Source organism: Bifidobacterium choladohabitans (genome assembly GCF_016102005.1).
Classification (GTDB): domain Bacteria; phylum Actinomycetota; class Actinomycetes; order Actinomycetales; family Bifidobacteriaceae; genus Bombiscardovia; species Bombiscardovia choladohabitans.
Genome location: NZ_JACFPL010000004.1, coordinates 108,043 through 134,057 on the forward strand (window position 1 = coordinate 108,043; position 26,015 = coordinate 134,057).

Sequence of the window (26,015 nt, forward strand, 5' to 3'; positions counted from 1 at the left end):
GCTCCTTGCGGCTTCCTGTGGGGGGGGGGGGTCCTGGCTGGAGAGCGCGTCTTCGGCCATGTCGCGTGTGGTGCCGTCGTGGATGCTGTCGATGTGCCGGTGATTTCGGATGCGTTCCAATGACACGGCGCATACGGTGCGTATGGTGGAGATGATCCAGGAGGCAGGGGCGGATGCGCTGCTGGTGGCTGTGCCCTGCTGTTCGTGGCTTTCCCGGAGGAGGAGCAGCCGGGCGTGGACCTGCTCATGGTCGATTCCACCAACGCCGAGGTCCCCGGCTTGGATGTCATTGCGGATGGATTGGAGGGTGACCAGACAGGGAACCTGCCGGTTTCGAAAAGGGCGGAGGGGGCCAAGTCCTTGGTGGCGGCTTCACCCAAGCATACGGGCATGCCCCTGCTGTTCATGAAGGGATTCGGGCGCGGAGTGTGGTCATCTGCAAAAGCTGCCGGTCTTTATATATATGCGACGTTCGACAACGAGGGGGTTGAAACTCGTTTCCCGCGATGCGGGAAGACCCTCTGTACGGGACCGCTGCCTGCGGAACCCGTTTCCGTGGTCAAAGAGGCTGTAAATGCCTTGAAGTGTCAGGACTATAATCAGAATAAAGGCGGTGTCGGGCGGAAGACGTTGGTGTCTGAGGGCCGTGCCTATATGAAGCCTTTCTCGCCTATAGCCGGGTCTTGGGTCCCGTGCTAGCGAAGGTGTAGGACGAAGGGTGGGTTGTGGTGATGTCTGAGTCGAGCGGCGGGGGTGTTGGTGTCGGCGGGGTGTCGGATGGCGCTGGGGATCGGGTTGATGCGTTCGTCCTGTCGTCGGTGATGTCTCGTGTGGTCGGGAGCATCCCGCATGCGCGGCCCGGCGCCCGTGAGTTCTCCCTGGGTGGGGTCCTGTGGAAGACGGTGCTGTACGCGTTGACCTATGTGGCCGCGTTCGCCTGCGGCTGGTTCCTCCTGTTTGACCAGGACCAGGATTGGGTGCGCACCTGGATAGGCCAAGGGTTGCTGCTTGCTGTGCTTTCCGGACTTGCTGTGGTTGTCCTGTTGGGGCGGTATGAGGATGGGAAGGGGCGTCCGGGGCCTTGGTTTGTGGTGTTGTCGCTTCCGTGCGCTCCGGGGTTCGGCGTCATATCGGGTTCCGGCGCCCGCTATTCCGGTGGCGTGTTCCGGTGGATTCTCGTGTCGGTGGCTGTGTTGGTGGTTGTTGGGGTGTCGCTGTTTCCGTTGGTGATGCGGCTGGTGCGCAACGGGTTCTTGTCGTGGGCGGCGATGGTGGTGTTGTGCGTGGTGCCGTCCTGGATGCTGGCCAAGGTGACGGGGTCGGCTGGCGTGTCCTTGTTCTGGTGCTGCGTGGTGGGTGTCGTGGGCGCCTTGTGGTTCGTGTTGGACATGTGGGCGATCGGGAAGTGCGCGGGCACGCATCGTGACGCGGCCTTCGAGTGGCTGGCGGCCTGGGCGCTGGTGTTCGATCTGATTGTGCTGATCGCCTCCCTCCTGGGAGCCTCCAATGATGACGACGATGCCAGCCGATGACCCCGGATGCCCAGGCCGGGCTGGACCCGTCCGTTTCCTCCGTGGTCAAAGACGATGTCGATGCCTTGAAGCGGCAAGTCTATAATCAGGATAAAGGCGGTGTCGGGTGGAAGACGCTGGTGTCTGAGGGCCTTGGTTATTCGAAGCCCTTCTCGTCGTTGGCCGGGTCTTGGGGGTCCGTGCTTGTGCAGGAGTAGGACGAACTCCGGCGATGCGGGATGGGAAGAGGCCTGCATGAACGACACTGATATAAGAACGGAATCAACGCTCTGGCGGGTCGAGTGGCGGATTCGATGCTTTGAGCGGGAGGATGGTGTGTGATGGCTGGTGGTGTTTCCGGTTCATTGCGGCTTCCTGCAGGGAAGTCCTGGCTGCAGAGCGCGTCTTCGATCATGTCGCGGGTGGCGGGGTGCGCGCGTCATGCGCCTGCGGGTGAGCGTGCCTTTTCGCGTGCCGGCGTGGTGCGCAAGCTGGCGGTGTACGGGGCGGCCTTTCTGGCGGGGTTTGTGCCGGGCTGGGCGTTCCTGTACGGGGATGAGCAGTGGATGCGCGACCGTTTTGTGCAGTTCTGCTTGGCGGGCCTGTTCTCGGTTTTTGCGATGTGGTGGTTTTTGGGCCGGTTCGAGAGCCGTGGGGGGCGTCCGGGGTTCTGGTGCCTAGCGCTGACGATGCCGACGATGCCCTGCTGGGGGGTGATGTTCGGTGCGATGACTGGCGAGCGTCCGGGGGTGATGCGCTGGGTGTTCGTGTCGGTGGCTGTGCTGGTGGTGGCCGGGGTGACCTGGCTGCGGTTCGTGTCGGATCTGGTGCGTGGCCGTGTGGCGGCGTGGGCGGCTTCGGCTGCGTCGTGTGTGCTGCCGTCGTGGATGCTGTGCCTGTTGTCCGGGGGTTCCCCCTTGTCGTGTCTGCCCTGGTGCGTGGCGGTGGGCGCGACGGGCGCCTTGTGGTTTCTGCAGGACCTGTGGGCAATCGACTATTGCGCGGGCGACGACCGTGACGCCTCCTTCGAGTGGCTGGCGGCCTGGGCGCTGATCTTCGACCTGATGACCCTGGTGGCCGCCCTGGCACGCGGCAGCACCGCCGTGCAGGACCAACAATGAGCTTGCCCCGGGATGCTGCTCTCTGCTTATAGGCACGGATCGAACGCGCAGCGTGGGAGGCAGCAGGGTGGCCTGGCCGGCCCTGCCATCTGGCTTATGCTGCTGGGGACCGTCTCTTTCCCCTCTTGTTGATTTGGGCAGGGTTCATGGAGGTTCGGCGCACGTTACTTGTCCAAGACTGACAGTGGGGGGGTGTCGCGAAGGTGATGAGTCCCCGTCTGCAAGTAGCGTTGAAGTATGTCTGAGCTTCAAACCCATCTATTGGATAAGGCCCCGTTCGGGCGGGTCGTGCCGGCCATGGTCACCCCCATGAACCATGACGGGTCCGTGGATTTTGAGGCCGCTGGCAAACTGGCCCGCAGGCTTGTGGCTGATGGGGCGGATGGGTTGCTGGTCAACGGCACCACCGGTGAATCTCCGGCCACCCACATGGAAGAGAAAGTCGATTTGGTACGAGCCGTCAAGGATGCCGTCGATGTGCCCGTCATCTCTGGAGCAGGCTCCAATGATACGGCGCACACGGTACGCATGGCCGAGATGACCCAGGAAGCCGGGGCGGATGCCCTGTTGGTGGTCATGCCGTACTATTCGCGGCCCTCCCAGGATGGGGTTGTAGCGCATTTCAGGTCCGTCTGCCGGTCTGCGGATCGTCCTATCGTGCTCTACGATGTACCTGGCCGCACTGGGTTGCACGTGACTGTGGATACCTACCGTCGTCTTGCCGAATTGCCGCATGTGGAGGCCGTCAAGGATGCTACGGGTGACTTGGCTTCCGTGCCTCGCAAACGTCGGGAGACCGGCCTGACCTGGTACTCGGGTGATGACGGGCTTTTTCTGCCTTTCCTGGCCCTGGGTGCGGTCGGTGTCATTTCGGTGATTGCCCATGTGGCGTCCGGACCCATGAGGCGCCTGGCCGACGACTTCGATGCTGGCGACCTGGACGGCGCAAGGGATCTGGCCTTGCGTCTGGACCCGCTGGTCCAGGCTCTGAACGGCCAAGGGCAGCAGGCGGTCATGGCCAAGGCCGCTTTGAAAGTGGCCGGCGTCTTGGACAGCACGACGATGAGACTCCCTAATCTTGGGCCTGGCAAGGACCAGCTGACCCAAGCCGAGAAAGGCATGAAGGCCGCAGGGCTGATGCGTTCCTGACAAGCAACCAAGCGTCGTCCCTGTATCAGGCAGGGGCACAGATGATAGAAACACAAGTGAGAATGGCAAGAAAACAAGAAGAATCAAACACGACCGGCAAGAGCAGAAATCGTCGGTCCTCCTCCAAGAACGGCAAGCAGGGGTCTGGCAGGTCCCGGGGTGAATCCCGCAGCCGCCGCAACGGCGCCATTGCCCGCGGCAAGGGCACCCAGACCGAGCAGCGTCTGGTGGCGCCCCCCAAGTACCGTAAGGGCTCTATGCGTATTGTCCCCCTTGGTGGCTTGGGGGAGATTGGCCGGAACATGAATGTGATCGAGTACAACGGACACATTCTGCTGATTGACTGCGGTGTGCTCTTCCCGGAGGAGGAGCAGCCGGGCGTGGACCTGATTCTGCCCGACTTCAGTTATATCAAGGACAAGCTGGATCAGGTGGATGCCCTGGTGCTGACCCATGGGCATGAGGATCATATCGGCGGCGTGCCCTATCTGCTCAAGCTGCGTCCTGATATCCCCCTGATTGGCTCCAAGCTGACCCTGGGGTTCGTGGATGCCAAGTGTGAGGAGCATCATCTCAAGCCCACCGAGGTTGAGGTCAAGGGCCGCGACAAGCTCAAGGTGGGCCCCTTCAGCCTGGAGTTCGTGGCGGTCACCCATTCCATTCCTGACGCCCTGGCCGTCTCGGTGCGCACTCCGGCGGGTCACATCATCGACACCGGCGACATGAAGATCGACCCGTTGCCTTTGGACCATCGTCTAACTGACCTGCGGGAGTTCGCCAAGCTGGGTGAGTCCGGTGTGGACCTGCTCATGGTCGATTCCACCAACGCCGAGGTTCCCGGCTTCGTCAAGCCCGAGATCTCCATCGCCCCCGCCTTGGACAAGGCCTTCGCCGAGGCTCAGCGCAAGATCATCGTGGCCTCCTTCTCCAGCCACGTCCACCGGGTGCAGCAGGTTGTCGACGCCGCCCACAAGTTCGGTCGCAAGGTGGTCTTCGCTGGCCGGTCCATGGTCCGCAACATGTCCATCGCCTCCGACCTGGGCTACCTTCACCTGCCCGAGGACACCGTGGTCGACCTCAAGGATGCCCACAGCATTCCCGACGAGAAGATCGTCTACATGTGCACCGGATCCCAGGGCGAGCCCATGGCGGCTCTGGGCCGCATCGCCGACGGGACCCATCGTGACATCACCATCAATGAGTTCGACACGGTCATCCTGGCCAGCTCACTGATTCCCGGCAACGAGCACGAGGTCTACAAGGTCATCAACAAGCTGGTGCGTCTGGGCGCCAAGGTGGTCAATCGAGACAACGCAGCCATCCACGTCTCCGGCCACTCCGATGAGGGCGAGCTACTGCATTTCTATAACATCGTGCAGCCCAAGTGCGCCATGCCCATCCACGGCGAGAACCGGCATTTGGTGGCCAACGGCCTGATTGCCGTCAAGACCGGCGTGGATCCGCAGAATGTGGTCCTGGCCGAGGACGGCGACGTGGTTGATCTCTACCACGGCCAGGCCGCCGTGGTCGGATCCGTGCCTTGCGGATACGTCTATGTGGACGGCGACTCGGTGGGTCAGCTGACCGACGACGAGCTGGAGCAGCGCCGGATTCTGGGCACCGAGGGCTTCGTCTCCGCCTTCGCCGTGGTCGACACCGAGACCAGCAAGGTCGTCTCCGGCCCCAAGCTCTACCTGAACGCCGTGGCCGAGGACGAGAGCGAGTTCAAGTCCATCAACTCCCAGATAGTTGATCAGCTTGAGGATGCCATGTCCAAGGGGACCACCGGCACCTACCAGCTCCAGCAGATGATGCGCCGCACCCTGGGCGGCTGGATCTCCCGCAAGCTGCACCGCCGGCCCATGATCGTGCCCGTGGTGGCCGACATCGCCACCGACGTGCAGCCGCAGGACTGATCGCCGCTGCCTGCATACTGAATACCGAAGGCTCCGGTCGCCCTGAAGGACGGCCGGAGCCTTCAGTGTTATCAGCAGAAGGGAGCGTTTACATGCTCACGATGATCTTGACGTGGTTTTCCGCGTCCTCACGCAGCGGACGGAAGCCCTTGTCCACGATGTCCTCGACCTTGATCCGGTCGGTGATAAAGGTGGACAGGTCGATGTCCCGGTCATGAATGAGCTTGATGGCGTCGGCATGATCGTTGGCGTATCCCATGGTGCCCCGGATGAACTTCTCTCCGAAGCCTAGCTCCTTGGTCAGATTCAACGTGATGGGCTTGCCATGCAGGGCAACGACCATGAGTCCGCCAGTGGCCTTCAAGGCCTCCAAAAGCTGGTGGTCGACCGGCTCGGCTCCGGCTGCATCGAAGGCCAGGTCAGCCCCGGCTTCGTCGGTCTCGCGGCGGACCCTCTCTGCCAGGTCCTCCTTGCTGGGATCAACAACGATGTCGGCCGAATGCGACTGCAGGGCCTTCTCCTTACGAGCCGACGAGAGCTCGGACATGATCACCCGTATTCCCTTTGCGCGCAGAATGGTGCCGATGAGTAATCCCACAGGCCCGGCGCCGCCGACCACTGCGGTCTGTCCTTCGTGGGGATCCATGGCGCGGATGGCGTGGTGGGCCACGGCGAAGGGCTCAATCATGGCAGCCTGATCCAGTGGGATGTCACCTACGGGGAAGACGTGCTCTGCCGGAACCACGATATGCTCGCTCAGTCCGCCGCCGCCTCCGTTGATGCCGATGCCGGCCAGCTTGTCGCAGTCATTGTAGTTGCCGGCCTTGCAGGCTGGACATTCGCCGCATGCGAGTTCGGCCTCGACGACGACCGAGTCGCCCACCTTCATATCCGTGTGCACATCGTCGGCGATGGCCTCGACGGTACCCGAGATTTCATGGCCGAAGACCACCGGCAGTGTCTCTCCTGTCAGGGGATGGGGATGGTCGGGCGAATTCCCGCCGCCGTTGACTGCTCCGTCGTAGTAAAGATGGACATCGGAACCGCAGATGCCCGTGAAGGCGGGGTGGATCTTGATGGTCCCCGGTTTGAGCTCAGGCTCGGGTACGTCCTCCAGACGTACATCTTCCTTGCCGTAGTACATCAATGCTTTCATATCGTATATCCTCTCTGATATGCGTGTAGGCCCTGCACGGACGAAGTTGAATAACCCAACATGACATCCCTGCGGGCGGGTGACGCTCCCTCATTGGAGACCGCCCGGTTTCCATACTACCGTGGATATGCGGTCACCGTAAGGGGAGTTTCGACCAGGACCTCGCCGCCCTGGTCGAAGTCGAAGTCGCCCAGCCAGTGTCCGAACCTGCTGGGTCCCTTGCCGCACCAAACCACACAGGCGCTGCGGTCGGCCTGTCCGCTCAGCAGTCGATTGGCGGTCCCGGTCACCCGGTCGTTGCCCAGACGATAGTCCAGGAATTTTCCGTCCCCGTGGTGACGGGCCACCCGCTGACGCTGCTCCTGGTCCAGCACCCGCCAGGGGTCGGCGGCGCAGAAGACCCGGGCGGGCAGGTCCTGCTCCGCCGCCTGGATCAGGGCCAGGCCTCCGCCCAGACTATGCCCGGTAAAGAGCACCCCACGGTCGGTTCCCGCCCTGCGCCGGGCCAGGTCAAGTGCCTGCTCGGCCAGGATGCCTGCCTGCTGTGTCTGTCCCGGCTCCCCGTTCAGCGGCGGCAGGAAGCAGGTCAGCGCGGCGTGGATGTCGTGGCGGGGGTCATCGCGCAGGTTGGTGCCTGCGTAGACCACGACCAAATGGGCATAGTCCGGGCCGCCCTCCAGGTCCGGGGCAGCGATCATCCCCTCGAAGCCGTTTTCTGGGCAGTAGCGGGACCGCAGTACCCAGTAGCTTCCCAGGGCCGGATCCTCGAACAGGTGTAGGCCCGGCCGGGTCTTGACATCCCCCCGACCGATCCCGTAGGAGTATTGGCAGAGCATGTTGAGCTGCTGAGTGGTGAACCCGGTCCGGACCTGCATGACGCTCCCTTTCTGCCAGACTCGTGAGGCATGGACCATGAACAACCGCCTTAAGGCCCGACTATTCCCGTCCGGACTGCGCCGTCAGAAAAGAGGGGAATCGTCGCGCTGGCCCGTCGGCTGGTGCCCGCATTAGACTTGACATGCCATATCCATACAGGACCTATGCCGATGCCGGTGGGGGCACCGGCATCCATGCGCGAAAGGAAATTCATGCCCGGAGCCAATCTGACTCGTGTGGAAGCCGAAGAGCGAGCCGTCGTCGTATCCAATGTCAGCTACAAGGTCAATCTGGACCTGACCAAGGGGCCTGCCACCTTCCCCTCCACGGCCCTGATCGACTTTGATGCCCGGCCGGGGGAGTCCACCTTTGTGGATCTGATCGCCGACCAGGTGAGCCTGATCGAGCTCAACGGCCGGCGTCTGGACCCGGCCCTGGCCTTCCGGGAGGACCGGATTGAGCTCAACGACCTGCGCCAGCACAACCAGCTGCGGGTGGAGGCCCTCTGCCGCTATTCGCGCACAGGCGAGGGACTGCATCGCAGCGTGGACCCCTCGGACGGCAACGTCTACCTCTACTCCCAATTCGAGGTGCCCGACGCCCGCCGGGTCTATGCCGTCTTCGACCAGCCGGACATCAAGGCGGTCTTCGACTTCACCGTGGACGCCCCGGCATCCTGGACGGTCCTGTCCAACATGCCTCCCGCCTCCCATCAGGACCTGGACAGCCGTACCGCCGAGGGAACCCTGGAGGGCGGCCGCACCGAGGGCGTGACCCGCTGGATCTTCCAGACCACCCCTGTCATGAGCTCCTACCTGACCGCCTTCGCCGCCGGCCCCTACGCCCAATGGACCAGTGAGTATCGGAACGAGGACGGACGGACCATCCCCATGGGTCTGTACTGCCGCCAGGCACTGAAGGACTCCCTGGACGGGGATGCCGAATACCTCTTCGACGTGACCAAGAAGGGCTTCGCCTTCTACGCCAAGACCTGGGACCTGCCCTTCCCCTGGGCCAAGTACGACCAGATCTTCGTGCCCGAATACAACGCGGGCGCCATGGAGAACATCGGCCTGGTCACCTTCCGCGACTCCTATGTCTTCGAGTCCAAGGCCACCGGGGCCCAGATCAACCGCCGTGTGGAGACCGTCCTGCATGAGCTGGCCCACATGTGGTTCGGCGACCTGGTGACCATGAAATGGTGGAACGACCTGTGGCTGAATGAGTCCTTCGCCGAGTTCATGTCGACCCTGGCCACCGCCGAGGCCACCGAGTGGACCGACGACTGGGCCACCTTCTGCTCCGGCGAGAAGAGCTGGGCCCTGACCGAGGATCAGTTGCCTACCACCCACCCGGTGGTGGCCCCCATCCGTGACCTGCACGATACCGAGGTCAACTTCGATGGCATCACCTACGCCAAGGGCGGCTCTGTGCTGAAGCAGTTGGTCGCCTACGTGGGCCGTGAGCGCTTCTTCCAGGGCATCCACAACTATCTGACGGCCCATGCCCACGGCAACGCCACCCTGAAGGATCTGCTGACCGAGCTGGAGAAGACCAGCGGCCGCGACCTGGGCAACTGGTCCCGGCTCTGGCTTGAGGAGGCCGGCATCACCACGCTGACCAGCCTGGTGCAGACCGACGAGCAGGGGACCATCACCGCCATGCGGATCGACCAGACCGCCCCCGAGGAGCATCCGGTCCTGCGCCCGCACCGCCTGGCTGTGGGCTTCTACGACGAGGACGAGTCCGGCAAGGTGGTGCGCACAGACCGGTTCGAGCTGGATCTGGACGGCCAGGGAGCCGAAGTGCCCCAGGTCGTCGGCAAGAAGCGTCCGGCCCTGATCCTGATCAACGACGACGACCTGACCTACGCCAAGCTGCGTCTGGACCAGGATTCACTGGAGTATGCCACGCAGAATCTCTACCGGATTGAGGACCGTCTGGCCCGGGCCGTGGTCTGGCTCAGCCTTTGGGACATGACACGGGATGCGCAGTTCCCTGCCGAGCGCTTCATCAGCCTGAGTCTGAAAGCCCTGGCCACCGAGCACCAGTCCACCACCTTCCGCTACGCCCTGTCTCAGATCTCCACGGCAGCCCACCACTTCACCGCCTCCCGTCGCCGCCAGCCCATGCTGCAGCTGGTGGCCGGCACGCTCTGGGATCTGGCCATGAAGGCCCAGCCCGGTTCGGACGAGCAGTTCCAGCTGGTCCGCGCCTACCTGGGCTACGGGGACGACGCCGACTTCGAGGATCACGCCCGTGGTCTGCTGAGCGGCGACCTGAAGCTGGAGGGGCTGACCATCGACAACAACACCCGCTGGCTGATCATCCACGCCCTGTCCGCCCACGACCTGCTGGCTGACGGCGAGATCGACCGGGAGCTGGCCGCGAAAGACACCACGGAGAACCGCGAGTTCGCCATGGGAGCTCGGGCTGCACGTCCGACGGCCGAAGCCAAGGCCTGGGCCTGGGATCAGGCCCTGCACAACGAGGATCTGACCAACTCGCAGATCGAGGCCCTGGCCGACGGCTTCTCCGGTTCCGGGGATCGGGAGCTCTTCGCGCCCTACGTGGATCGCTTCTTCGCGGCCGTGGACGAGGTCTGGACCCATAAGACCTTCCACATTGCGGAGACCCTGCTCAACCCCCTGTCTGCAGGCGGGCTCTACCCGACCAAGGCCGACCCGGCCGCCCTGGTCAAGGCGGGCGATGCCTGGCTGGCCGAGCACGCCGAGGCTCCCAAGGCCCTGCGCGGGATGATCATCCAGAACACGGAGTCCTCCAGGCGCATCCTCAAGGTCCGCGAATACAACGAGCGTCTGCGCTGAGTATTCCGCCCGACCCTGGCCCGGGTGGCGACGGGTCAGGGTCGGGGCCATAATGAATCTGTTGCCTGCATGCAGGATGGTACGTTCGGAGGAGAGCAAATGCCCAGATTATTCGGTACCGATGGTGTACGCGGTTTAGCCAATAGGGACCTGACTGCACAACTGGCCCTGGATCTGGGCGATGCGGCAGTCCGTGTCCTGGGCCGTGGCGCGGATCGGTCCGCGGGCCGCCGACGGGCCCTGATCGGCCGTGACACCAGGGTCTCCGGGGACTTCCTGGCCTCGGCCCTGGCCGCTGGCATGTCTTCGGGTGGCTTCGACGTGATTGACGTGGGCATCATTCCCACTCCGGGCATCGCCTACCTGACCAGCGTGCTCAACGTGGAGATGGGGGCGGTCATCTCCGCCTCCCACAACCCCATGCCCGACAACGGCATCAAGTTCTTCGCCCGGGGTGGTTTCAAGCTCCAGGATTCCAAGGAGGACGACATCGAAGCGGTCCTGGGCCAGGATTGGGAGCGCCCGGTGGGCGAGGGCGTGGGCCGTGTCTCCCATGACACGGTGACCGCCACCAACATGTACATCGACCACCTGGTGGAGGCCGTGGCCCCTGTCGCCCCCGACAAGACCCAGCCCAAGCCCCTTGACGGTCTGCGGATCGTGGCCGACTGCGCCAACGGAGCCACCTCGGTGGTGGCCCCCGAGGCCCTGCGCCGGGCCGGAGCGGACGTGGTGGTCATCAACGCCTCGCCCGACGGATACAACATCAACAAGCACGCCGGGTCCACCCACCCTGAACAGCTGCAGGCCATGGTCAAGGCCTCGGATGCGGTCATGGGCGTGGCCTTCGACGGGGATGCCGACCGCTGCCTGGCCGTGGACGAAGAGGGAAACATGGTCAACGGCGATCAGATCATGGGCATCCTGGCCCGAGCCAAGCAGCGCGAGGGCAAGCTGGCCAACGATACCCTGGTGGTCACCGTCATGAGCAACCTGGGACTCAAGCTGGCCCTGAAGCAGATGGGCATCGTCACCGTCCAGACGGCTGTGGGCGACCGCTACGTCCTTGAGGAGATGCTGCGCGGGGGCTACACCCTGGGCGGCGAGCAATCCGGGCACGTCATCAACCGGGAGTTCGCCACCACCGGAGACGGTACCCTGACGGCCCTGACCCTGGCCAAGGAGGTCGTGCGCTCGGGCAAGAGCCTCAAGGAGCTGGCCGCCGACTTCCCCCAGCTGCCCCAGCAGTTGATCAACGTCCCCGGTGTGGACAAGAACGCGGCCCGCACCAATGCCAAGGTCCAGGATGCGGTCGAGGCGGAGGAGCGGATGCTGGGCAACACCGGCCGGGTCCTGCTGCGGCCCTCGGGCACCGAGCCCCTGGTCAGGGTCATGGTCGAGGCGGCCACCCAGGAGCAGGCCGACCAGGTCTGCCAGCGGCTGGCCTCGGTCGTGGCCGACGAGCTGGCCATCTGAACCGACGACCCAGGAAAGGCGGAATCATCCATGTTCGGCAGAAAGGCGGCCTTCGACGCCGATCTCAACCACCGGGTGGAATCCATGCTGGCCGAGGCCGGCAAAGAGGAGCTCCTGCCCATCGTGCAGATGGGCGAGCCCGTCCTGCGCCAACAGGCCCAGCCCTACAAGGGTCAACTGGCAGCCAAGACTCTGAACAGGCTGCTCAAGGCCATGCGGGCCACCATGCTTGAGGCACCGGGCGTGGGGCTGGCGGCACCTCAGGTGGGCCTGGGTTTGGCAATCGCCGTCATAGAGGATCATGTCCGCGACGATGAGGATGATCCGCGTCAGATCGACGAGCTGCCCTTCAGGGTCATCATCAATCCCTCCTATGAGCCTATCGGGCAGGAGACTGCGGCCTTCTACGAGGGATGCCTGTCCCTGGAAGGATTCCAGGCGGTCCGGCGGCGTTGGCTGGACATCACGGCCAGCTGGGAGGACCGTTCCGGGCGCAAGCACCGCCAGCACATGCACGGCTGGCCGGCCCGTATCTTCCAGCATGAGACCGACCATCTGTCGGGCGAGGTCTACATCGACAAGGCCGAGATTCGCAGTCTGTCCTCCGACGACAACCTGAGCGAGTACTGGGCCTACGACCCGGTCCCCACCGAGGCTGCGCGGGAGCTGGGCTTCACCATCTGAATCCTGGGAGATCTCTAAATTCTCTTGACCCTCTGGTCCAGGGCCATGGCCTCAGTCAGCTCCGGACCGTCCCCCTTCAGGGGCGCCACCGGGTGCATGGTCAATTCTTTAGAAGCATGACGGCCAGGCTCCACAGCCTGGGGCAGGATCGTACTGCCCTCTATGCCTGGGTCCAGCCAGGGGTCCACGTTCTCATCAGTGATCAGCAGGGGCATCCGGTCGTGCACCCGGGCGGCCCCCGGCGTGGCCTGCGTCGTCAGGATGGTGGCCGTCAGCAGCCAGGGTTGACCAGGCCTGGCACGCCACCAGGAGTAGAGGCCGGCGATGTTCAGGGTGTGGCCGTCGGGGGCCTGGAAGTAGTAGGGCTGGTGGTCAGGTGTCCACTCGTAGTAGCCGCTGGCCGGAATGATGGCCCTCTGACTCCTGGCCGAGTCCGCGTAGGTCCGCTTGGTCAGGGCGCTCTCCACCCGGGCGTTGTGGGTGGGGTAGGCCATCCGATCGCTTTCGGACCAGGAGGGGACCAGGTTCCAGCGGGCCGGATGCAGGTGCCGCTGCCCGTGTCGGTCCTGGGCCACCAGGGCGATGACCGACCCGGGGCTGATGTTCCATGAGGGTTCGGGCAGTCCGGGAGCCTGCCGGGCACTGTAGTGTTGGGCCAGGTTGGAGTAGTCCAGGTCGGCCGCGAATCGTCCACACATGAAGCCCATTCTATGGATGCCTGGAGTCCCCGTCGAGGAAACGCCGGAGGCCTCTTCCCGGGCCAGTCTAAATGCCTATTGACCCCTCTTTCCTGCTAGCATGAAGGTGGTCTGCGGCAGCGGTGCATACATTGAGGATGGCCGTTGCCACAGCGGAATATTCAACGTTGTTTTTGCCCTGCCCGGCATGAGGCCGGTGGCGGCATTGCGATTAGGAGATGGTTTATGCCTCAGAAGATCAAGGCGTCGATTGCCTACGGCATCGGCAAGGGCTTTGCCCAGCCCGAGGAGATCATCATTGACGACCCCATTGGCGCGGAGGTCCTGGTGGACGTGCAGGCCTCGGGTCTGTGCCATTCGGATCTGCACCTGGTCGAGGATGACGACAAGTTCTTCCCCTTCCCGGCTGTGATCGGCCATGAGATCTCGGGCATCGTCGAGGCCGTGGGCCCCGAGGTGTCCGGCATCAAGGTGGGCGACCACGTGGTGGCCTCCCTGGAGCAGGTCTGCGGACATTGCGCCAACTGCCTCAAGGGCCAGCCCCAGTCCTGCACCCAGCAGCAGGAGTGCGTGCGCGGCGCAGGCGAGAAGCCCCGTCTGTCCTTCCCGGACGGCCGGCCCATCACCCAGGCCTTCGGCACCGGCGGTTTTGCCGAGAAGGCCCTGATTCACGAGAACCAGCTGGCCGTGGTCAACAACCAGGTCAAGTGGGATGAGGCCGCCTGCATCGGCTGCGCCACCATCACCGGAGCCGGAGCGGCCATCAACACCGCCCATGTGCGTCCCGGCGACACCGTGGCCGTCATCGGCACCGGCGGCATCGGCCTGAACATCATCTCGGGAGCCCGGATTTGCGGGGCCAAGCGGATCATCGCCATCGACCTGCTGGACAACAAGCTGGAGTTCGCCCGCAAGTTCGGCGCCACCGACGTCATCAACTCCAAGAACGAGGACCCTGTGGCCAAGGTGCGCGAGCTGACTGACGGCGGCGTGGACCAGGCCTTCGAGGCCATCGGTCTGCCCGTCACCATGAAGCAGGCCTGGGACATGCTGGGCGTGGGTGGCACCGCCTACCCGATCGGCCTGACCAAGCCGGATGCCACGGTCTCCCTGGAGATCAACCCGGCCGACCTGCTGGTCCACCAGCGCGGCTTCAAGGGTGTGTGGATGGGCTCCACCAACATCAAGCACGACATCCCCATGTATGCCGACTTCGCTGTGGACGGCAGGCTGAACATGCATGACATTGTCAGCCAGCACATCAAGCTGAGCCAGATCGACGAGGCCTACAAGCAGCTGGTCAACGGCGAGGTCATCCGTTCGGTCATCACCGAATTCGACTGATGACTTCCCACTGTTTAGCATGACTGTTGAAGGTTATGCCGAACAGGGATTCCGACAGGGGTTCTGATTACTAGGGGGCTCCGGGTGCGCAAAGCATCCGGAGCCTTTTCGTTGTTCTGCTGATCCGAGAGTCGGATCAGGCCAGGAGCCTGCCGATGTTCTCGGCCACTGCGGATAGGTTGTCGGCGGCCTTGGCCATGGCATCCTCAAGGCTGACGGCCCCCGGGCTGATGCTGAAGATGGCGTCGATGCCCACCTTGTAGAGCGCTTCGGTCCCGGCGCCCACGTTGCCGGCCAGGGCGATGACCTTGCAACCGGGGGAGGACTCCTTGACGGCCTTGGCTGTGCCCATGGGGGTCTTGCCGAAACCGGTCTGGAAGTCGATGCCGCCTTCGCCTGTGAAGCAGAGGTCGGCGCCGCGGGCCAACTCCTTAAGACGGGTGGTCTCCACCACGATGCTGACGCCCGAAGCCATGACGGCCGGAGTGAAGGCCAGGAATCCCGCGCCCAGACCGCCGGCGGCCCCCGCGCCCGGCTTGGTCTCCACCTCCCGATGCAGGTCCTCGCGAATGACGGCAGCATAGTGGGCCAGGGCCGCATCCAGGGTGGCCACCATGGATGGGTCCGCCCCCTTTTGCGGTCCGAAGACGGCCGAGGCTCCTTCGGGGCCGGTCAGGGGGTTGGTCACGTCCGAGGCCAGACGAATACGGGTGCGGGCCAATCGGGGATCCAGCCCGGAGACGTCGATTCGGTCCAGCCGGGCCAGCGCCGCTCCACCCTGGGTCAGTTCATGCCCGTCGGCATCCAGGAACCGGGCACCCAGGGCCTGGGCCATGCCGGCACCGCCGTCGTTGGTGGCCGAGCCGCCCAGGCCGACGATGATCTCCTGCGCGCCCTGGTCCAGGGCCTTGCTGATCAGCTCGCCCGTGCCGTAGGTGGTGGTGACCAGCGGGTCGCGGGTCTGTTCGTTGACGAACTGAATGCCGCTGGCCGCAGCCATCTCGATGGCGGCTGTCCGTCCGTCACCCAGGATGCCGTAGCTGGCGTTCACGGTCTGACCCAGGGGTCCGGTGACCTGGGCCTGGATCATATGGCCTGAGGTGGCATCGACCAGGGACTGGACCGTGCCCTCGCCACCGTCGGCCATGGGCACCAGGACCATTTCGGCCTTGAGTGGGCTGCGTCGCAATCCGCGTTCGATGGCATTTGCAGCCTCCTTGGCGGTCAGGCTGCCCTTGAAGGAGTCGGGTGCAATGATGATTTTCATGGTTGTTACCTTTCCTGATCCGTCGTTTCAGAAGACCAGATAGACCAGCATGGCCACCAGGGTCATGGTCAGGCCCACCAGGAACTCAAAGGGGACCACCTTCATCCGCTCGCCCAGGGTCATGTTGATGGATTTGGCGGTTACGTGGAAGTAGTTGCCGTGGGGCAGCTGGTCGATGACCGTGGCGCCCGCCTGCATGGTGACGGCGGCGGCCACCCCCGAGGTGCCGAAGGCCAGGATGGACTTGCCGAAGGAGCTGCTGCCCAAAATGACGCCCGTGGAGGTGGAGGCTGTGGCTGCGGCCATGAGGATGCCGGCGATGGGGGCCAGCATGGATCCGGGCACGCCCATGGCGTGGATGATGTTGACGATCTGCTTGGGCAGGTCGGAGCTGGTGATCAGCCCGCCCAGGGCTCCGGCTCCGATCAGGATGAGGACCACATCAACCATGCGCTGCAGGCCGGCGCTGGTGTACGTGAGGATTTTGCCGCCCTGTCCCATGGCCAGCAGGCCCAGGATGGATGCCAGGGGCAGGATGTACATGGCATCCACCTGGAACCGCTCCAGCAGGCCGATGTGCAGAATGGAACCCACGGGGTTGAGCAGGAGCAGGACCACGGCGGTGATTGGGGCCACCAGGGAGCGTCCCAGGGAGGGCAGATCCTTGTCCTTGGAGGCTTTGGCTGCGTCCTCGCCCAGGTCGTCCATGGTGACGATCCGTCCGCGATGCTGCATGACGGTGGCCAGCAGGACGGCCATGGCCAGTCCGCATAAGGCCGGTATGAAGCTGCCGATCATGACCGCCGAGGGCTGTATGTGGAATCCCGAGGCCACCGCGATGGTGTTGGGATTGGGGGAGATGATGTTGCCGGCCTTGCCTCCGCCGGACAGCGCGATCAGCAGGGCCAGCTTGGAGATCTTGAGCCGGCTGCCGACCTCGATGGCGATGGGTGCCACGATCAGGACGGCCACGGGGATGAAGACTCCGACGGCGCAGATGATCATGGTGGCCAGGGCCAGGGAGAGGATGGCCATGCGCTCGCCCAGGCCGTCCACAATGGCCCGGGCTATCCGGTTGGCGGCGCCGGACTCCATCATGACCCCCGCCAGCACGCCGGCAGCCAGGACCCGGATGACCGTGCCCATGACGCTCTGGGAGCCGGCCACCACGATGTTGACGGTCTGGCCCAGGGAGGCACCCCCGATCAGGCAGCCTACGATGGCTCCCAGCATGAGCGCATAGGTGGTGTTGAGCTTCTTGAGAATGAGGATGATGGCCAGGGCCAGACCCAGCAGGGCGGCCCACCATGACAGGGTAATGTCCATGTCAGTTCCTTTGATCCGTAACTTGTGCCAGGGACCAGGGTCAGCATCGTCGTAGTTGCCGGACCAGTAACGATCCCATAATTTTTCTCACTTTCAGTGTGGCTCTGTTGTGCACTTTTTGCCAGGGCACCCATACCCGAAAAGCGATGGATGGCGCTGGCGTAAATGGTTCATGTACCATGTTCGTAGGGAGGCGCCATGACCATAGACCCTGCGACGGCGCAGACAATCGTCGACAATCTCAAGGATGTAATCGAGTACAACATCAACTTTTTCGACACCGAGGGAACCATGGTGGCCAGCACTGATCCTTCGCGCATCGGCAGCTTCCATGACGCGGCCCGTCAGGCGGCCGTTGACTGTCGAACCGTTGCCGTGGATCGTCGGCATCCTTATCAGGGGGCCCGTGACGGGGTCAACGTGCCGGTGGTGCTCAACGATGCGGTGGTGGCGGTCATCGGGATCACGGGTCCTGTGAACAAGGTGGGCGCTCTGGGCGGGATCATCGAGCGTATGACCGAGCTCATGCTCTTCGCCAACATGGAGCAGATCGCCCGATTCAACCGGCGGATCATGACCAGCAACCTGGTCAACCTGTTGACCCTGGAGCACAAGGACGACGAATTGATGAACGCCCTGGCCCTGGCTCTGGACCTGGATCTGCCAGGTCCACGGCGGGCTCTGGTCGGTCGGGCGCCAGGTATCCGGCTGGAAAGACTCAACCAGGATCGGCTCTACGAGAGGCTCTGCCAGACGTGCTTGTCCTTCGGGGTTCCCCTCTTCGCCGTGAGCCCCAGGGACTTTCGCATCTATGCTCCGCAGATGGAGGATGCCGAGTTGGATGAGTTCGTGACTGCTCTGCGCCAGGCCCTGGGTAGGGTGGTCGGCTCCAAGGTGGTGCTGGGCGCGGGGATGATCCAGGCGGACCCGGGCCAGTACTGGCACAGCTACCGGCAGGCCTGCGTTGCTGCGCGCTGGGCCGGGTTCACTACCGACGACCAGCGGTATCGGTACGAGCAGATGGGCGTGGGGCGGCTGATCACCTCACTGCCCATCGAGCAGTGCCGGGCCTTTGTGGATCAGGTCTTTGCTGGTCTGGAGTCGGATCGGGTGGATCGGTTCGAGAGGGTTTTCAGTGCCTACACCCGGCACAACGGCAGCATCACCCACGCCGCCCAGGAGCTGTTCATCCACAAGAACACCATGCAGAACCGACTGGATGCCCTGGCCAGAGAGACAGGGTACAACCCCCGACGCCTGAGCGATTATCCCATCCTGGCCACGGCCTTCGAACTGCGCAGATATCTGGCCTACAGGGATATTCCCGACGAGAGCGCCGAGTTGGGTGAGCATACTGGGACCGCTGACCGGCCCAAAGTGACGAATCAGGCCTGGCCGGACTCTGCGTCCTGATTCTCTGCCGTCTAATTATCGGCGGAAAGCTGCTTCAGCTCTGCACGGACCTTCTGGAGCTTGGCGAAGGCCGTGTTGCGGTCCTGGGTGGTTTTGGCCCGGCCGTGGTCCCCGGTCAGCTTGGCCTCCTGGGCCTTGAGCAGGTCGATGCGCTCGCGGACGGCGAGGCGGCTGTCCAGATCCGTGCCGTCAGCCTGGTCCAGGGTCACCTGGGCACACAGGCTGTCCCAAACCTGGTCCATATCGTCGCCGACCAGGGTCAACTTGGTCTTATCGGCAGGGCGTGGCCTGCCCAGGTGGAGCGTATGTCTGGTCTCATGACCGGCTTTGGTGGGCAGGGCCCGGCGGACGGCCGGGGTGCAGGCCAGACCCTCTTCGCCCTGGTGAATGGTGATGAAAACCATACCTGAGGAGCGCATGGCGGCGATATGTTCCAGCACGTCCTCCGGCACATCGGGGGTCTTCAGCCCGATGGCCATGACCAGCACCTCATGGCAGTGCGCGCCATCCGTCACAGGGATGGTCCCGGGCCGCAGCAGGGCCAGCATGACGATCCTGTCGACGCTGGTGGAGAAGTGCTGGCGCAGCCGTGAGGAGACGGGCGGTCGCGTGGTGAAAGCTCGTATGGGCAGTTCGCCCTTGGCTGCTGGAATGGCGGTGGTGGGCGGCAGGCCCAGGGAGAGCGCGGATACGCCTTCGTAGCTTGCGATTGTCATCCTTGGCCTTTCTGTCGCTGTTTCCGTCATTCTACCGGCAGGAGCGCGACCAGGGGCAGGAGTGTCCGTTTGCCGGCAAGGTATATTGGCTGTAAACCCGCAAGACCGGATGCGAAAAGCTGTGCGGGTTGGAGTGATGAGGGCTGAATGATGAGCAAGGATGCACAGATGACCGTAACCGACGAGGAACGTGAACTGTTGGAGGGATGGACCGAGGTCGACGGGGACCTGGATGGTTGCAGTCCCGATATGGTTCGGGCCGTTCTGGGATCCCGGCTGACCTTCGGACGCATGGACGCTCCCCGTTCCCGTCACTGGCAGGTGCCCGAGGGGGTGGACTGCTTCAACGACATCGCCTATGTGGACGATGGTTTGCGAGCCCACAAGCTGGATCTCTACCTGCCTCATGATGTACTGCTGCGCAACGGCAGGGTTACCCCGGTCTACATCGACATCCACGGCGGCGGGTTCATGTACGGCTACAAGGAGCTCAACCGGAACTTCTGTACCCACCTGGCCCAGCGTGGCTTTGCGGTCTTCTCGGTCAACTACCGGCTGATCCCCAGCACGGACTTCATGGGCCAGCTGTCTGACGTGCTGACCGCTCTGACCTGGATCAAGAACCACCTGGACGAGTATCCGGTCTCGCCCGACAGGATCTTTCTGACGGGTGACTCGGCCGGAGGCACCCTGGCGCTCTATATGCTGGCTGTGGAGTCCGATGACCAATTCGCGCAGAGGCTGGGGCTGAAGCCTGCCGGGCTGCGGCCCCGGGGTGCTGCCTTCGTCTCAGGCCTGTTCGATCTGACTCCTTACTTATCGGTGGATCCGGAAGACTCCGATACAACTGGATCCGCCACCAATGCCCTGGCCATGGTTGCTCCATCCTTCTTCAGAAGCTTCGTGCAGGCTGGTGGCGACCAGGTGGCCGACCTGACGACCATGGTCGACATGGTCCGCCTGCCGCCGGTATTCCTGAACACCAGCGCCGACGACTTTCTGCAGGGTGACGCGCTCAAGCTGGCCGAGATTCTGTGCGGGAAGGGCCGCGACTTCGAGCTGCATGACCTGAGGCCCAACCGCCTGCAGACCCTGGGACACGTCTATCCGGTGGCCATGACCTGGCTGGAGGAGAGCCGGCAGGCCCTAGACCAGATCCACGATTTCTCCTACGACCTGATTTGAGCCTCTCTGCGCGCCTGGTTCATCCGCTAGCTGGCTATGATGGGAGGAGAAAGGTGGGCATCGATGGCGCAAGGCCCCCGGTGTCTGCACCGCCGCTTACAGAGGAGTGATTCATGGACGAGAAGACCTTGGTAGAGAAGCTGAGCAACCTGGAGACCATCGACCAGCTGGTTGACCTGTCCAAGGAGATCGGCCAGCCCCTGTCATACAACGACGCGGACCAGCTCTTCGGCAGGATCAACCAGTGCAAGAATGATGTCGCACAGCTGGGCGGCGACACCATCGCCAAGCTGGCCAAGCAGGTCTTCAACATTTGAGGCATATGAATCTGAAGTATCAGATTCCATGAGGGCGGGCCGGTATCCGGTTCCGCCCTCTTCTTATGCCGGTTTCATGCCCGGGCCCGGGCCTCCTGCTCGATCTGGGCCAGGCTCTTGCCACGGGTCTCGGGCACCATGACCCAGGCGAACACCAGGGCGCACACATTGATCAGGGCGAAGAGCAGGTAGGTGCCGGTGCCGCCCAGCCGGGCCAGCAGGGTGGGGAAGACCAGGGAGAGCCCGAAGTTGGTCAGGTTCATGGCCACGTTGGCGTAGCCCATGCCACGGCTCTTGACCTGCTGGGGGAAAATCTCTGACAGGAGCAGCCAGGTGACCGGGGCCACCAGCCCTTGGACGAAGACCACGTAGATCATCATCATGCCGATCATGATCCAGGCGGCAGTCCGTGACCCGCTGCCCGGGGCGCCGACGAACCGGTAGCAGACCCCGATGGCCGCCAGAAAGATGATGGTGCCTGCAAGTCCCACAGCCAGAATGGCGCGGCGGTCGAAGCGGTCGATCAGTCCCAGCCCTCCGATGGTTGCCGCTATGGCGGAGACCAGGATGACGGGCACGGTGGCCACCATGGACAGGGAGGGGTCGAAGCCCAGGGTGTCGGTGAAGATGGTCGGCGCGTAATAGTTGACGATGTTCAGCCCGGTCAGCTGGTTGATCATGGCCACGCCAATGCCCACGATCAGCACCCGCCGGAGCCAGGGGGCCTTGAAGCCGGCGGTCTTCGCGCTCGCCGGATGCGACAGCTCCCGCATGGTCACCCGGGCCTCTGCCTGGTCGCGGGTGGATTCCAGGAAGACCGCTGCCTGGTCCGATTGGCCACGGCGGATCAGGTGGGCCGGGCTGTCCTGCAGGAAGCAGGCCAGCAGGGCCAGCAGGATGGCCGGAGGCACCAGGGCCCAGAGCATGGTCCGCCAGTCGGCACCCATCCGGTCCAGGATGGCGTTGACACTGACGGCCAGCAGCTGCCAGACCACAATCATGACCGAGTTGACCGAAACCACCCGTCCGCGTTCCTCCGTGCCGACCATATCGGCCAGGTAGATGGGCACGATGGTCGAGGTCATGCCGATGCCAGCCCCGATGATCAATCTTCCCAGACCAAGCAGGATCAGGCTGGGGGCCAGGGCGCTCAGCAGGGCTCCGGGGATGGCCAGCAGGGCGCCGGCCAGGATGATGTGCTTGGGGCCGAAACGGTCGTTGAACTTGCCAGCCAGGTAGGATCCCAATGCAGCTCCTATCAGCAGGGCTGAGGTGACCATGCCCTGTTCGCCGGCAGTCAGATGCCCGCCCGGGCCGGAGCCTAGATTCATGCCGATCAGCGCGCCGGAGATGACGGTCAAGGTATAGCCATAGAGGCCGCCGGCCAGCACACCCAGGGCGGTCATCAGTTGCAGATTGCGCCGCCGTCCTTGAATCGCAGCCATGGGCTCCCTTTCGCCAGATCATCCGGGCTTAATCAGGGTAATCATAGGCATCTGGGGGAGCGGTCCGTCGACCAGGCTCGCCATTGTGGATAGGGGGAATCAGCCGGAGAACCAGCTGCTGGATTCGCTATCCGGATTCGTTATCCGGGCCCTGGTTGCGGGCTATATGAACATTTGCGGATATTGTCCACGACTTGCGCATGTCATAGGGGAGCGAAACCGCTCGATTTCGCATATGATAAACAAGCATCCACCACAAGGACATCGTGGATGCATACGGCCATGGTTCCATACAGCCATGGCGATGAAAGGAAACATTGTATGCGTAAGCTGATTCTCGATCTGGACACTGGTGTCGACGACACTCTGGCTATCTCCTATGCCCTGGGCAGCCCCGAAGTTGAGCTGATCGGCATAACCGGCACCTATGGCAACGTGCTCCTGGAGCAGGGCATCCGCAACGATCTGGCCATCACCGACCTGCTGGGTCATCCTGAGGTCAAGGTCTACCCGGGCCTGTCCCACGCCTGTAAGGCGGACTCCTTCGAGGTGCTGCCCGTCTCCGCCTTCATCCACGGCGAGAACGGCATCGGCGACGTGGCTATCCCCGACTCGGACCGCAAGGCTGAGACACAGTCGGCCGTGGACTTCATCATCGATGCGGTCAACACCTACGGCAAGGATCTGGTCTACGTGCCCACCGGCCCCATGACCAACATCGCCGCCGCCCTGGCCAAGGAGCCTGACATCGCCCAGCGAATAGGCTCCATTGTGCTCATGGGCGGGGCCCTGACCGTGCCGGGCAATGTGGACGCCTGGCAGGAAGCCAACATCTCCCAGGACCCGGACGCGGCCGATGTGCTCTTCCGCTCCGGCGCTCCCGTGACCATGGTCGGCCTGGACGTGACCCTGCAGACCCTGCTGACCTACAAGGAGACCGCCCGCTGGCGGCAGCTGGGCACTGCGGCAGGCAACTTCCTGGCGGACATGACCGACTTCTACATCAAGGCCTACGAGACCACCTCGCCCCATCTGGGTGGTTGCGGCCTGCACGATCCGCTGGCCGTGGGCGTGGCCGTGGATCCGACCCTGGTCACCACCCTGCCCATCAATATGAAGGTGGAGACCGAAGGCGCCACTCGCGGGCGTACCATCGGGGACGAGCAGCGGCTCAACGACCCGAACAAGACCATGCGCGTGGCCGTCGGCGTGGACGTGCCCCGCTTCCTGGACGAGTTCATGACCCGGATCACCAGGCTGGCCTCCCAGGCCGATTGAGGTCCTCCATCCCCGGCAAGTTCACGCAAAAGAAAGAGAATTGAAGACATTATGTCCGAAAAGCAATCCACCGAGGATTCGACAGCCGTACGATCGCTGATCCTGCTGCTGATCACCTTCGTCCTGGGCACCCTGTGCCTGCAGGGCTTCAACCTGGTCTTCCAGCAGGTCGGCAAGGATGCCGGCGCCCCCGACCAGGCCTCGCTGATCACGGCCCTGCCCAGCATCGTCCTGGGCATCGTCTGCTTCATCTACGGGTCCCTGGGTGACTTCGTATCCCTGCGCAAGCTGGTCACCTTCGGCCTGTGCATACTGTTCATCGGGTCCGTGTACGGATACGTGGCCAACACGATCATGGCCCCCAACATCTGGAATGTGATCGCGGCCCGGCTGCTGCAGACCGCCGGCGAACAGGTGGCTGGCTCGGCCTACCTGGTCGTGGCCACCAAGTACCTCAAGCCCTCCCTGAAGGTGATCTTCTTCGGCATCTTCACGGCAGGCTACCAGGTGTCTGCAGCTATCGGCATCTTTGCCGCCGGCCTGCTCAGCTCCATAGCCTGGCAGTACCTCTTCCTGATTCCCGCGGTCACCATCATCTTCCTGCCCATCCTGCTCAAGAGCCTGCCCACCGGCGGTGGCAACGGCGAGAAGGTGGACTGGCTGGGCTTCGTCATCTTCGGACTGGCCACGGCCCTGCTGACCCTCTTCTTCTCGTACACGGCCTGGTGGCTGCTGGTGGCCTCCGCTGTCTGCTACCTGATCTTCGCCGTGTACATCAGCCGGGCCAAGAGCCCCTTCATCACCCCGGACTTCTTCCGCAACAAGCGCTGGCTGATGGGCATCGGGCTGATTCTGATCTTCTACTTCATGAACTACTGCATGTCGCCCATCTTCAACGCCATCGGACGTGACGTCTACAAGGTGTCGACCACCACGGTCTCCCTGCATGTGGTCTGGGCATTCCTGGTGGCCGCCGTGCTGGGCACCACCTCGGGCGCCATTGTAGATAAGATCGGCCGAAAGACAGCCATCATCATCGCCGCCTGTCTGATGATTCTGGGCTTCGCCGGGACGGCTCTGGTGGTCAATTCCGGCCTGCTGGCCCTGACGCTGACTGCCTGTGTCTACTATGCCGGGGTCGGACTGATGTATTCGCCCATCGTCTCCACCGTGCTTGACACCTTGCCCCAGGATCAGTCGGGCCGCGGCGTGGGCATGAACGATCTGGTCATGAACGTGACAGGCTCCATCGGCATCGCCATCATCGGCGGCCTGATGGGCAAGCCCAGCCTGGAGGGCTTCAGCATCATGGGCGCTACCGGTCCGGCCGCCAACTACAGCAACCTGCTGCTGATCGGGACTGCTGTGTCCCTGCTGGGCCTGGTTGTGTATTTGGTCTGCAAGAAGACCATCTACGCCACGACTGCCGACCAGCAGTAGAACAGTTGTAGTCGACCGTCCGAGCTGGATAAGAGGAGTCGCTTCCTCTGTTCCGTTCGGGCGGTCGACTGATATGTGCGGTGGGGGCATGGGAGGGGGTGTCGGCTCTCTTGGGGTTGGGCCTTAAGTGGCACTTTTCCTCCCTGCCCCCTATATGGGCCGGGGGCGGGGGGATTGATACGCGCCCCAGGCCTTTTCTTACTCGTGCGAAGCGTAAAGCAGTCGGTGCGTTTCCCTCCGGTGGCGGCGGGATGCGAGGACTCCGCCCATGCCGGTCATGCCGGTGCCCAGGGCGAGTAGGATGCCTTCCCCTCCGGCCTTGGGGAGCACGCCTGCGGGCAGGTACGTGTATCTGAGGGAAGTGTCGGTCAGGGTGATTCCTGTGCCACCCATCATGTAGTCGACGCTGACCGTGACCGTGCCCGGCTGGTGTGCAGGCGTGAGCACGCTGACACTGTTGCCATCGCCGCGCGTCAAGCCTGATACGGCAGTCTGGTCGAATCTGACGCCGGTGATCACCAGCTGCAGGTTGAACACCACCGGCACGGGAGCCGACTTGGTGTTTCCTGTGCCGTCGCCGAGCTGGCCACTGTCGTTAGCACCCCATGCCCAGGCGTTGCCGTCGCTGCCCAGGGCCAGCGAAAGATGCCACCCGCCGCTGACCTGTGTGGCTTTTAGTCCTTTGCTCTTGTCGGTGGGGTTGGCGGGGTCGCGCACGCGCACAGGAACAGGATTCACGTCACTGTACCCGCTGATGGTGTTGTTGCCGAGCTGGCCATACCAGTTGCATCCCCATGCCCAGACTTTGTCGTCGCTGCCCACAGCCAGCGAATGATCGGCTCCGCCGCTGATTTGTACGTAGGTGAAAT

Annotated in this window: 21 protein-coding genes and 1 pseudogene; 14 read left to right on the forward strand and 8 right to left on the reverse strand. The window is 63.5% G+C overall.

Annotated features, from left to right (window positions below; genetic code table 11):
* Positions 1-72 precede the first annotated feature (72 nt).
* From H3S97_RS08515 to H3S97_RS07640, 5 genes and pseudogenes are all read left to right on the forward strand, one after another.
* Positions 73-196 (forward strand): annotated as a pseudogene (locus tag H3S97_RS08515) (4-hydroxy-tetrahydrodipicolinate synthase); the annotation flags it as partial.
* Positions 197-731: 535 nt separating this feature from the next.
* Positions 732-1,532 carry a hypothetical protein gene (locus H3S97_RS07625; RefSeq protein ID WP_198220170.1) on the forward strand — a complete coding sequence of 267 codons (801 nt, stop codon included), beginning with the start codon at positions 732-734 and terminating at the stop codon, positions 1,530-1,532.
* A gap of 320 nt (positions 1,533-1,852) precedes the next feature.
* Positions 1,853-2,632: a hypothetical protein gene (locus H3S97_RS07630; protein ID WP_198186851.1), complete on the forward strand. Its 780-nt coding sequence runs from the start codon at positions 1,853-1,855 to the stop codon at positions 2,630-2,632.
* 237 nt (positions 2,633-2,869) lie between these two features.
* Positions 2,870-3,781, forward strand: a complete 912-nt coding sequence (gene dapA, locus H3S97_RS07635; RefSeq protein WP_198186852.1) for a 4-hydroxy-tetrahydrodipicolinate synthase — start codon at positions 2,870-2,872, stop codon at positions 3,779-3,781.
* Between the two features lie 62 nt (positions 3,782-3,843).
* Positions 3,844-5,697 carry a ribonuclease J gene (locus H3S97_RS07640; RefSeq protein WP_045935108.1) on the forward strand — a complete coding sequence of 618 codons (1,854 nt, stop codon included), beginning with the start codon at positions 3,844-3,846 and terminating at the stop codon, positions 5,695-5,697.
* A gap of 88 nt (positions 5,698-5,785) precedes the next feature.
* Here H3S97_RS07640 and H3S97_RS07645 read toward each other — a convergent pair whose 3' ends face one another.
* Positions 5,786-6,853, reverse strand: a complete 1,068-nt coding sequence (locus H3S97_RS07645) for a 2,3-butanediol dehydrogenase (RefSeq protein ID WP_198186853.1) — start codon at positions 6,851-6,853, stop codon at positions 5,786-5,788.
* Positions 6,854-6,969: 116 nt separating this feature from the next.
* A complete protein-coding gene (locus tag H3S97_RS07650; protein ID WP_156149563.1) occupies positions 6,970-7,767 on the reverse strand; it encodes an alpha/beta hydrolase family protein in 798 nt (265 codons plus the stop codon).
* A 174-nt stretch (positions 7,768-7,941) separates the two neighbouring features.
* Here H3S97_RS07650 and pepN point away from each other — a divergent pair, with 174 nt between their 5' ends.
* The 3 genes from pepN to H3S97_RS07665 all read left to right on the forward strand — a co-directional run bounded on the left by pepN (position 7,942) and on the right by H3S97_RS07665 (position 12,717).
* Positions 7,942-10,557 carry an aminopeptidase N gene (gene pepN, locus H3S97_RS07655; protein ID WP_198220171.1) on the forward strand — a complete coding sequence of 872 codons (2,616 nt, stop codon included), beginning with the start codon at positions 7,942-7,944 and terminating at the stop codon, positions 10,555-10,557.
* 99 nt (positions 10,558-10,656) lie between these two features.
* A complete protein-coding gene (gene glmM / locus H3S97_RS07660) occupies positions 10,657-12,033 on the forward strand; it encodes a phosphoglucosamine mutase (protein ID WP_198176777.1) in 1,377 nt (458 codons plus the stop codon).
* A gap of 30 nt (positions 12,034-12,063) precedes the next feature.
* Positions 12,064-12,717 carry a peptide deformylase gene (locus tag H3S97_RS07665; protein WP_198220172.1) on the forward strand — a complete coding sequence of 218 codons (654 nt, stop codon included), beginning with the start codon at positions 12,064-12,066 and terminating at the stop codon, positions 12,715-12,717.
* 14 nt (positions 12,718-12,731) lie between these two features.
* On the opposite strand, the gene H3S97_RS07670 is transcribed toward H3S97_RS07665, so the two are convergent.
* Positions 12,732-13,415, reverse strand: a complete 684-nt coding sequence (locus H3S97_RS07670; protein ID WP_198220173.1) for an SOS response-associated peptidase — start codon at positions 13,413-13,415, stop codon at positions 12,732-12,734.
* A gap of 225 nt (positions 13,416-13,640) precedes the next feature.
* Here H3S97_RS07670 and H3S97_RS08485 point away from each other — a divergent pair, with 225 nt between their 5' ends.
* On the forward strand, positions 13,641-14,759 hold the full coding sequence (locus H3S97_RS08485; protein ID WP_052323105.1) for a zinc-binding dehydrogenase: 1,119 nt from the start codon (positions 13,641-13,643) through the stop codon (positions 14,757-14,759).
* Between the two features lie 136 nt (positions 14,760-14,895).
* Here H3S97_RS08485 and H3S97_RS07680 read toward each other — a convergent pair whose 3' ends face one another.
* The gene (locus tag H3S97_RS07680) at positions 14,896-16,026 is read right to left on the reverse strand and encodes a glycerate kinase (RefSeq protein WP_198220174.1); all 1,131 of its coding nucleotides are present in this window, start codon (positions 16,024-16,026) and stop codon (positions 14,896-14,898) included.
* A 27-nt stretch (positions 16,027-16,053) separates the two neighbouring features.
* Positions 16,054-17,352 (reverse strand): GntP family permease, encoded by a 1,299-nt coding sequence (locus H3S97_RS07685; RefSeq protein WP_198220175.1) that lies wholly within the window; start codon positions 17,350-17,352, stop codon positions 16,054-16,056.
* 198 nt (positions 17,353-17,550) lie between these two features.
* Here H3S97_RS07685 and H3S97_RS07690 point away from each other — a divergent pair, with 198 nt between their 5' ends.
* Complete coding sequence (locus H3S97_RS07690; protein ID WP_198186860.1) at positions 17,551-18,765, forward strand: CdaR family transcriptional regulator; 1,215 nt, start codon at positions 17,551-17,553, stop codon at positions 18,763-18,765.
* Between the two features lie 11 nt (positions 18,766-18,776).
* On the opposite strand, the gene H3S97_RS07695 is transcribed toward H3S97_RS07690, so the two are convergent.
* Positions 18,777-19,481, reverse strand: coding sequence for a DUF4391 domain-containing protein (locus tag H3S97_RS07695; RefSeq protein WP_198220176.1), 705 nt, complete (start codon positions 19,479-19,481; stop codon positions 18,777-18,779).
* 150 nt (positions 19,482-19,631) lie between these two features.
* On the opposite strand from H3S97_RS07695, the gene H3S97_RS07700 reads away from it, so the two are divergent.
* Positions 19,632-20,666, forward strand: coding sequence for an alpha/beta hydrolase (locus H3S97_RS07700; RefSeq protein ID WP_232356372.1), 1,035 nt, complete (start codon positions 19,632-19,634; stop codon positions 20,664-20,666).
* Between the two features lie 113 nt (positions 20,667-20,779).
* The gene (locus H3S97_RS07705; RefSeq protein WP_015021464.1) at positions 20,780-20,983 is read left to right on the forward strand and encodes a hypothetical protein; all 204 of its coding nucleotides are present in this window, start codon (positions 20,780-20,782) and stop codon (positions 20,981-20,983) included.
* A 74-nt stretch (positions 20,984-21,057) separates the two neighbouring features.
* On the opposite strand, the gene H3S97_RS07710 is transcribed toward H3S97_RS07705, so the two are convergent.
* Positions 21,058-22,428: a sugar porter family MFS transporter gene (locus tag H3S97_RS07710; RefSeq protein ID WP_198220178.1), complete on the reverse strand. Its 1,371-nt coding sequence runs from the start codon at positions 22,426-22,428 to the stop codon at positions 21,058-21,060.
* A gap of 321 nt (positions 22,429-22,749) precedes the next feature.
* Here H3S97_RS07710 and H3S97_RS07715 point away from each other — a divergent pair, with 321 nt between their 5' ends.
* Both H3S97_RS07715 and H3S97_RS07720 read left to right on the forward strand, forming a co-directional pair.
* Complete coding sequence (locus H3S97_RS07715) at positions 22,750-23,706, forward strand: nucleoside hydrolase (RefSeq protein WP_154313098.1); 957 nt, start codon at positions 22,750-22,752, stop codon at positions 23,704-23,706.
* Positions 23,707-23,757: 51 nt separating this feature from the next.
* Positions 23,758-25,146, forward strand: coding sequence for an MFS transporter (locus H3S97_RS07720; protein ID WP_198186864.1), 1,389 nt, complete (start codon positions 23,758-23,760; stop codon positions 25,144-25,146).
* A gap of 198 nt (positions 25,147-25,344) precedes the next feature.
* On the opposite strand, the gene H3S97_RS08430 is transcribed toward H3S97_RS07720, so the two are convergent.
* The coding region (locus H3S97_RS08430) for an RCC1 domain-containing protein (RefSeq protein ID WP_408610437.1) at positions 25,345-26,015 on the reverse strand (671 nt) is incomplete at its 5' end.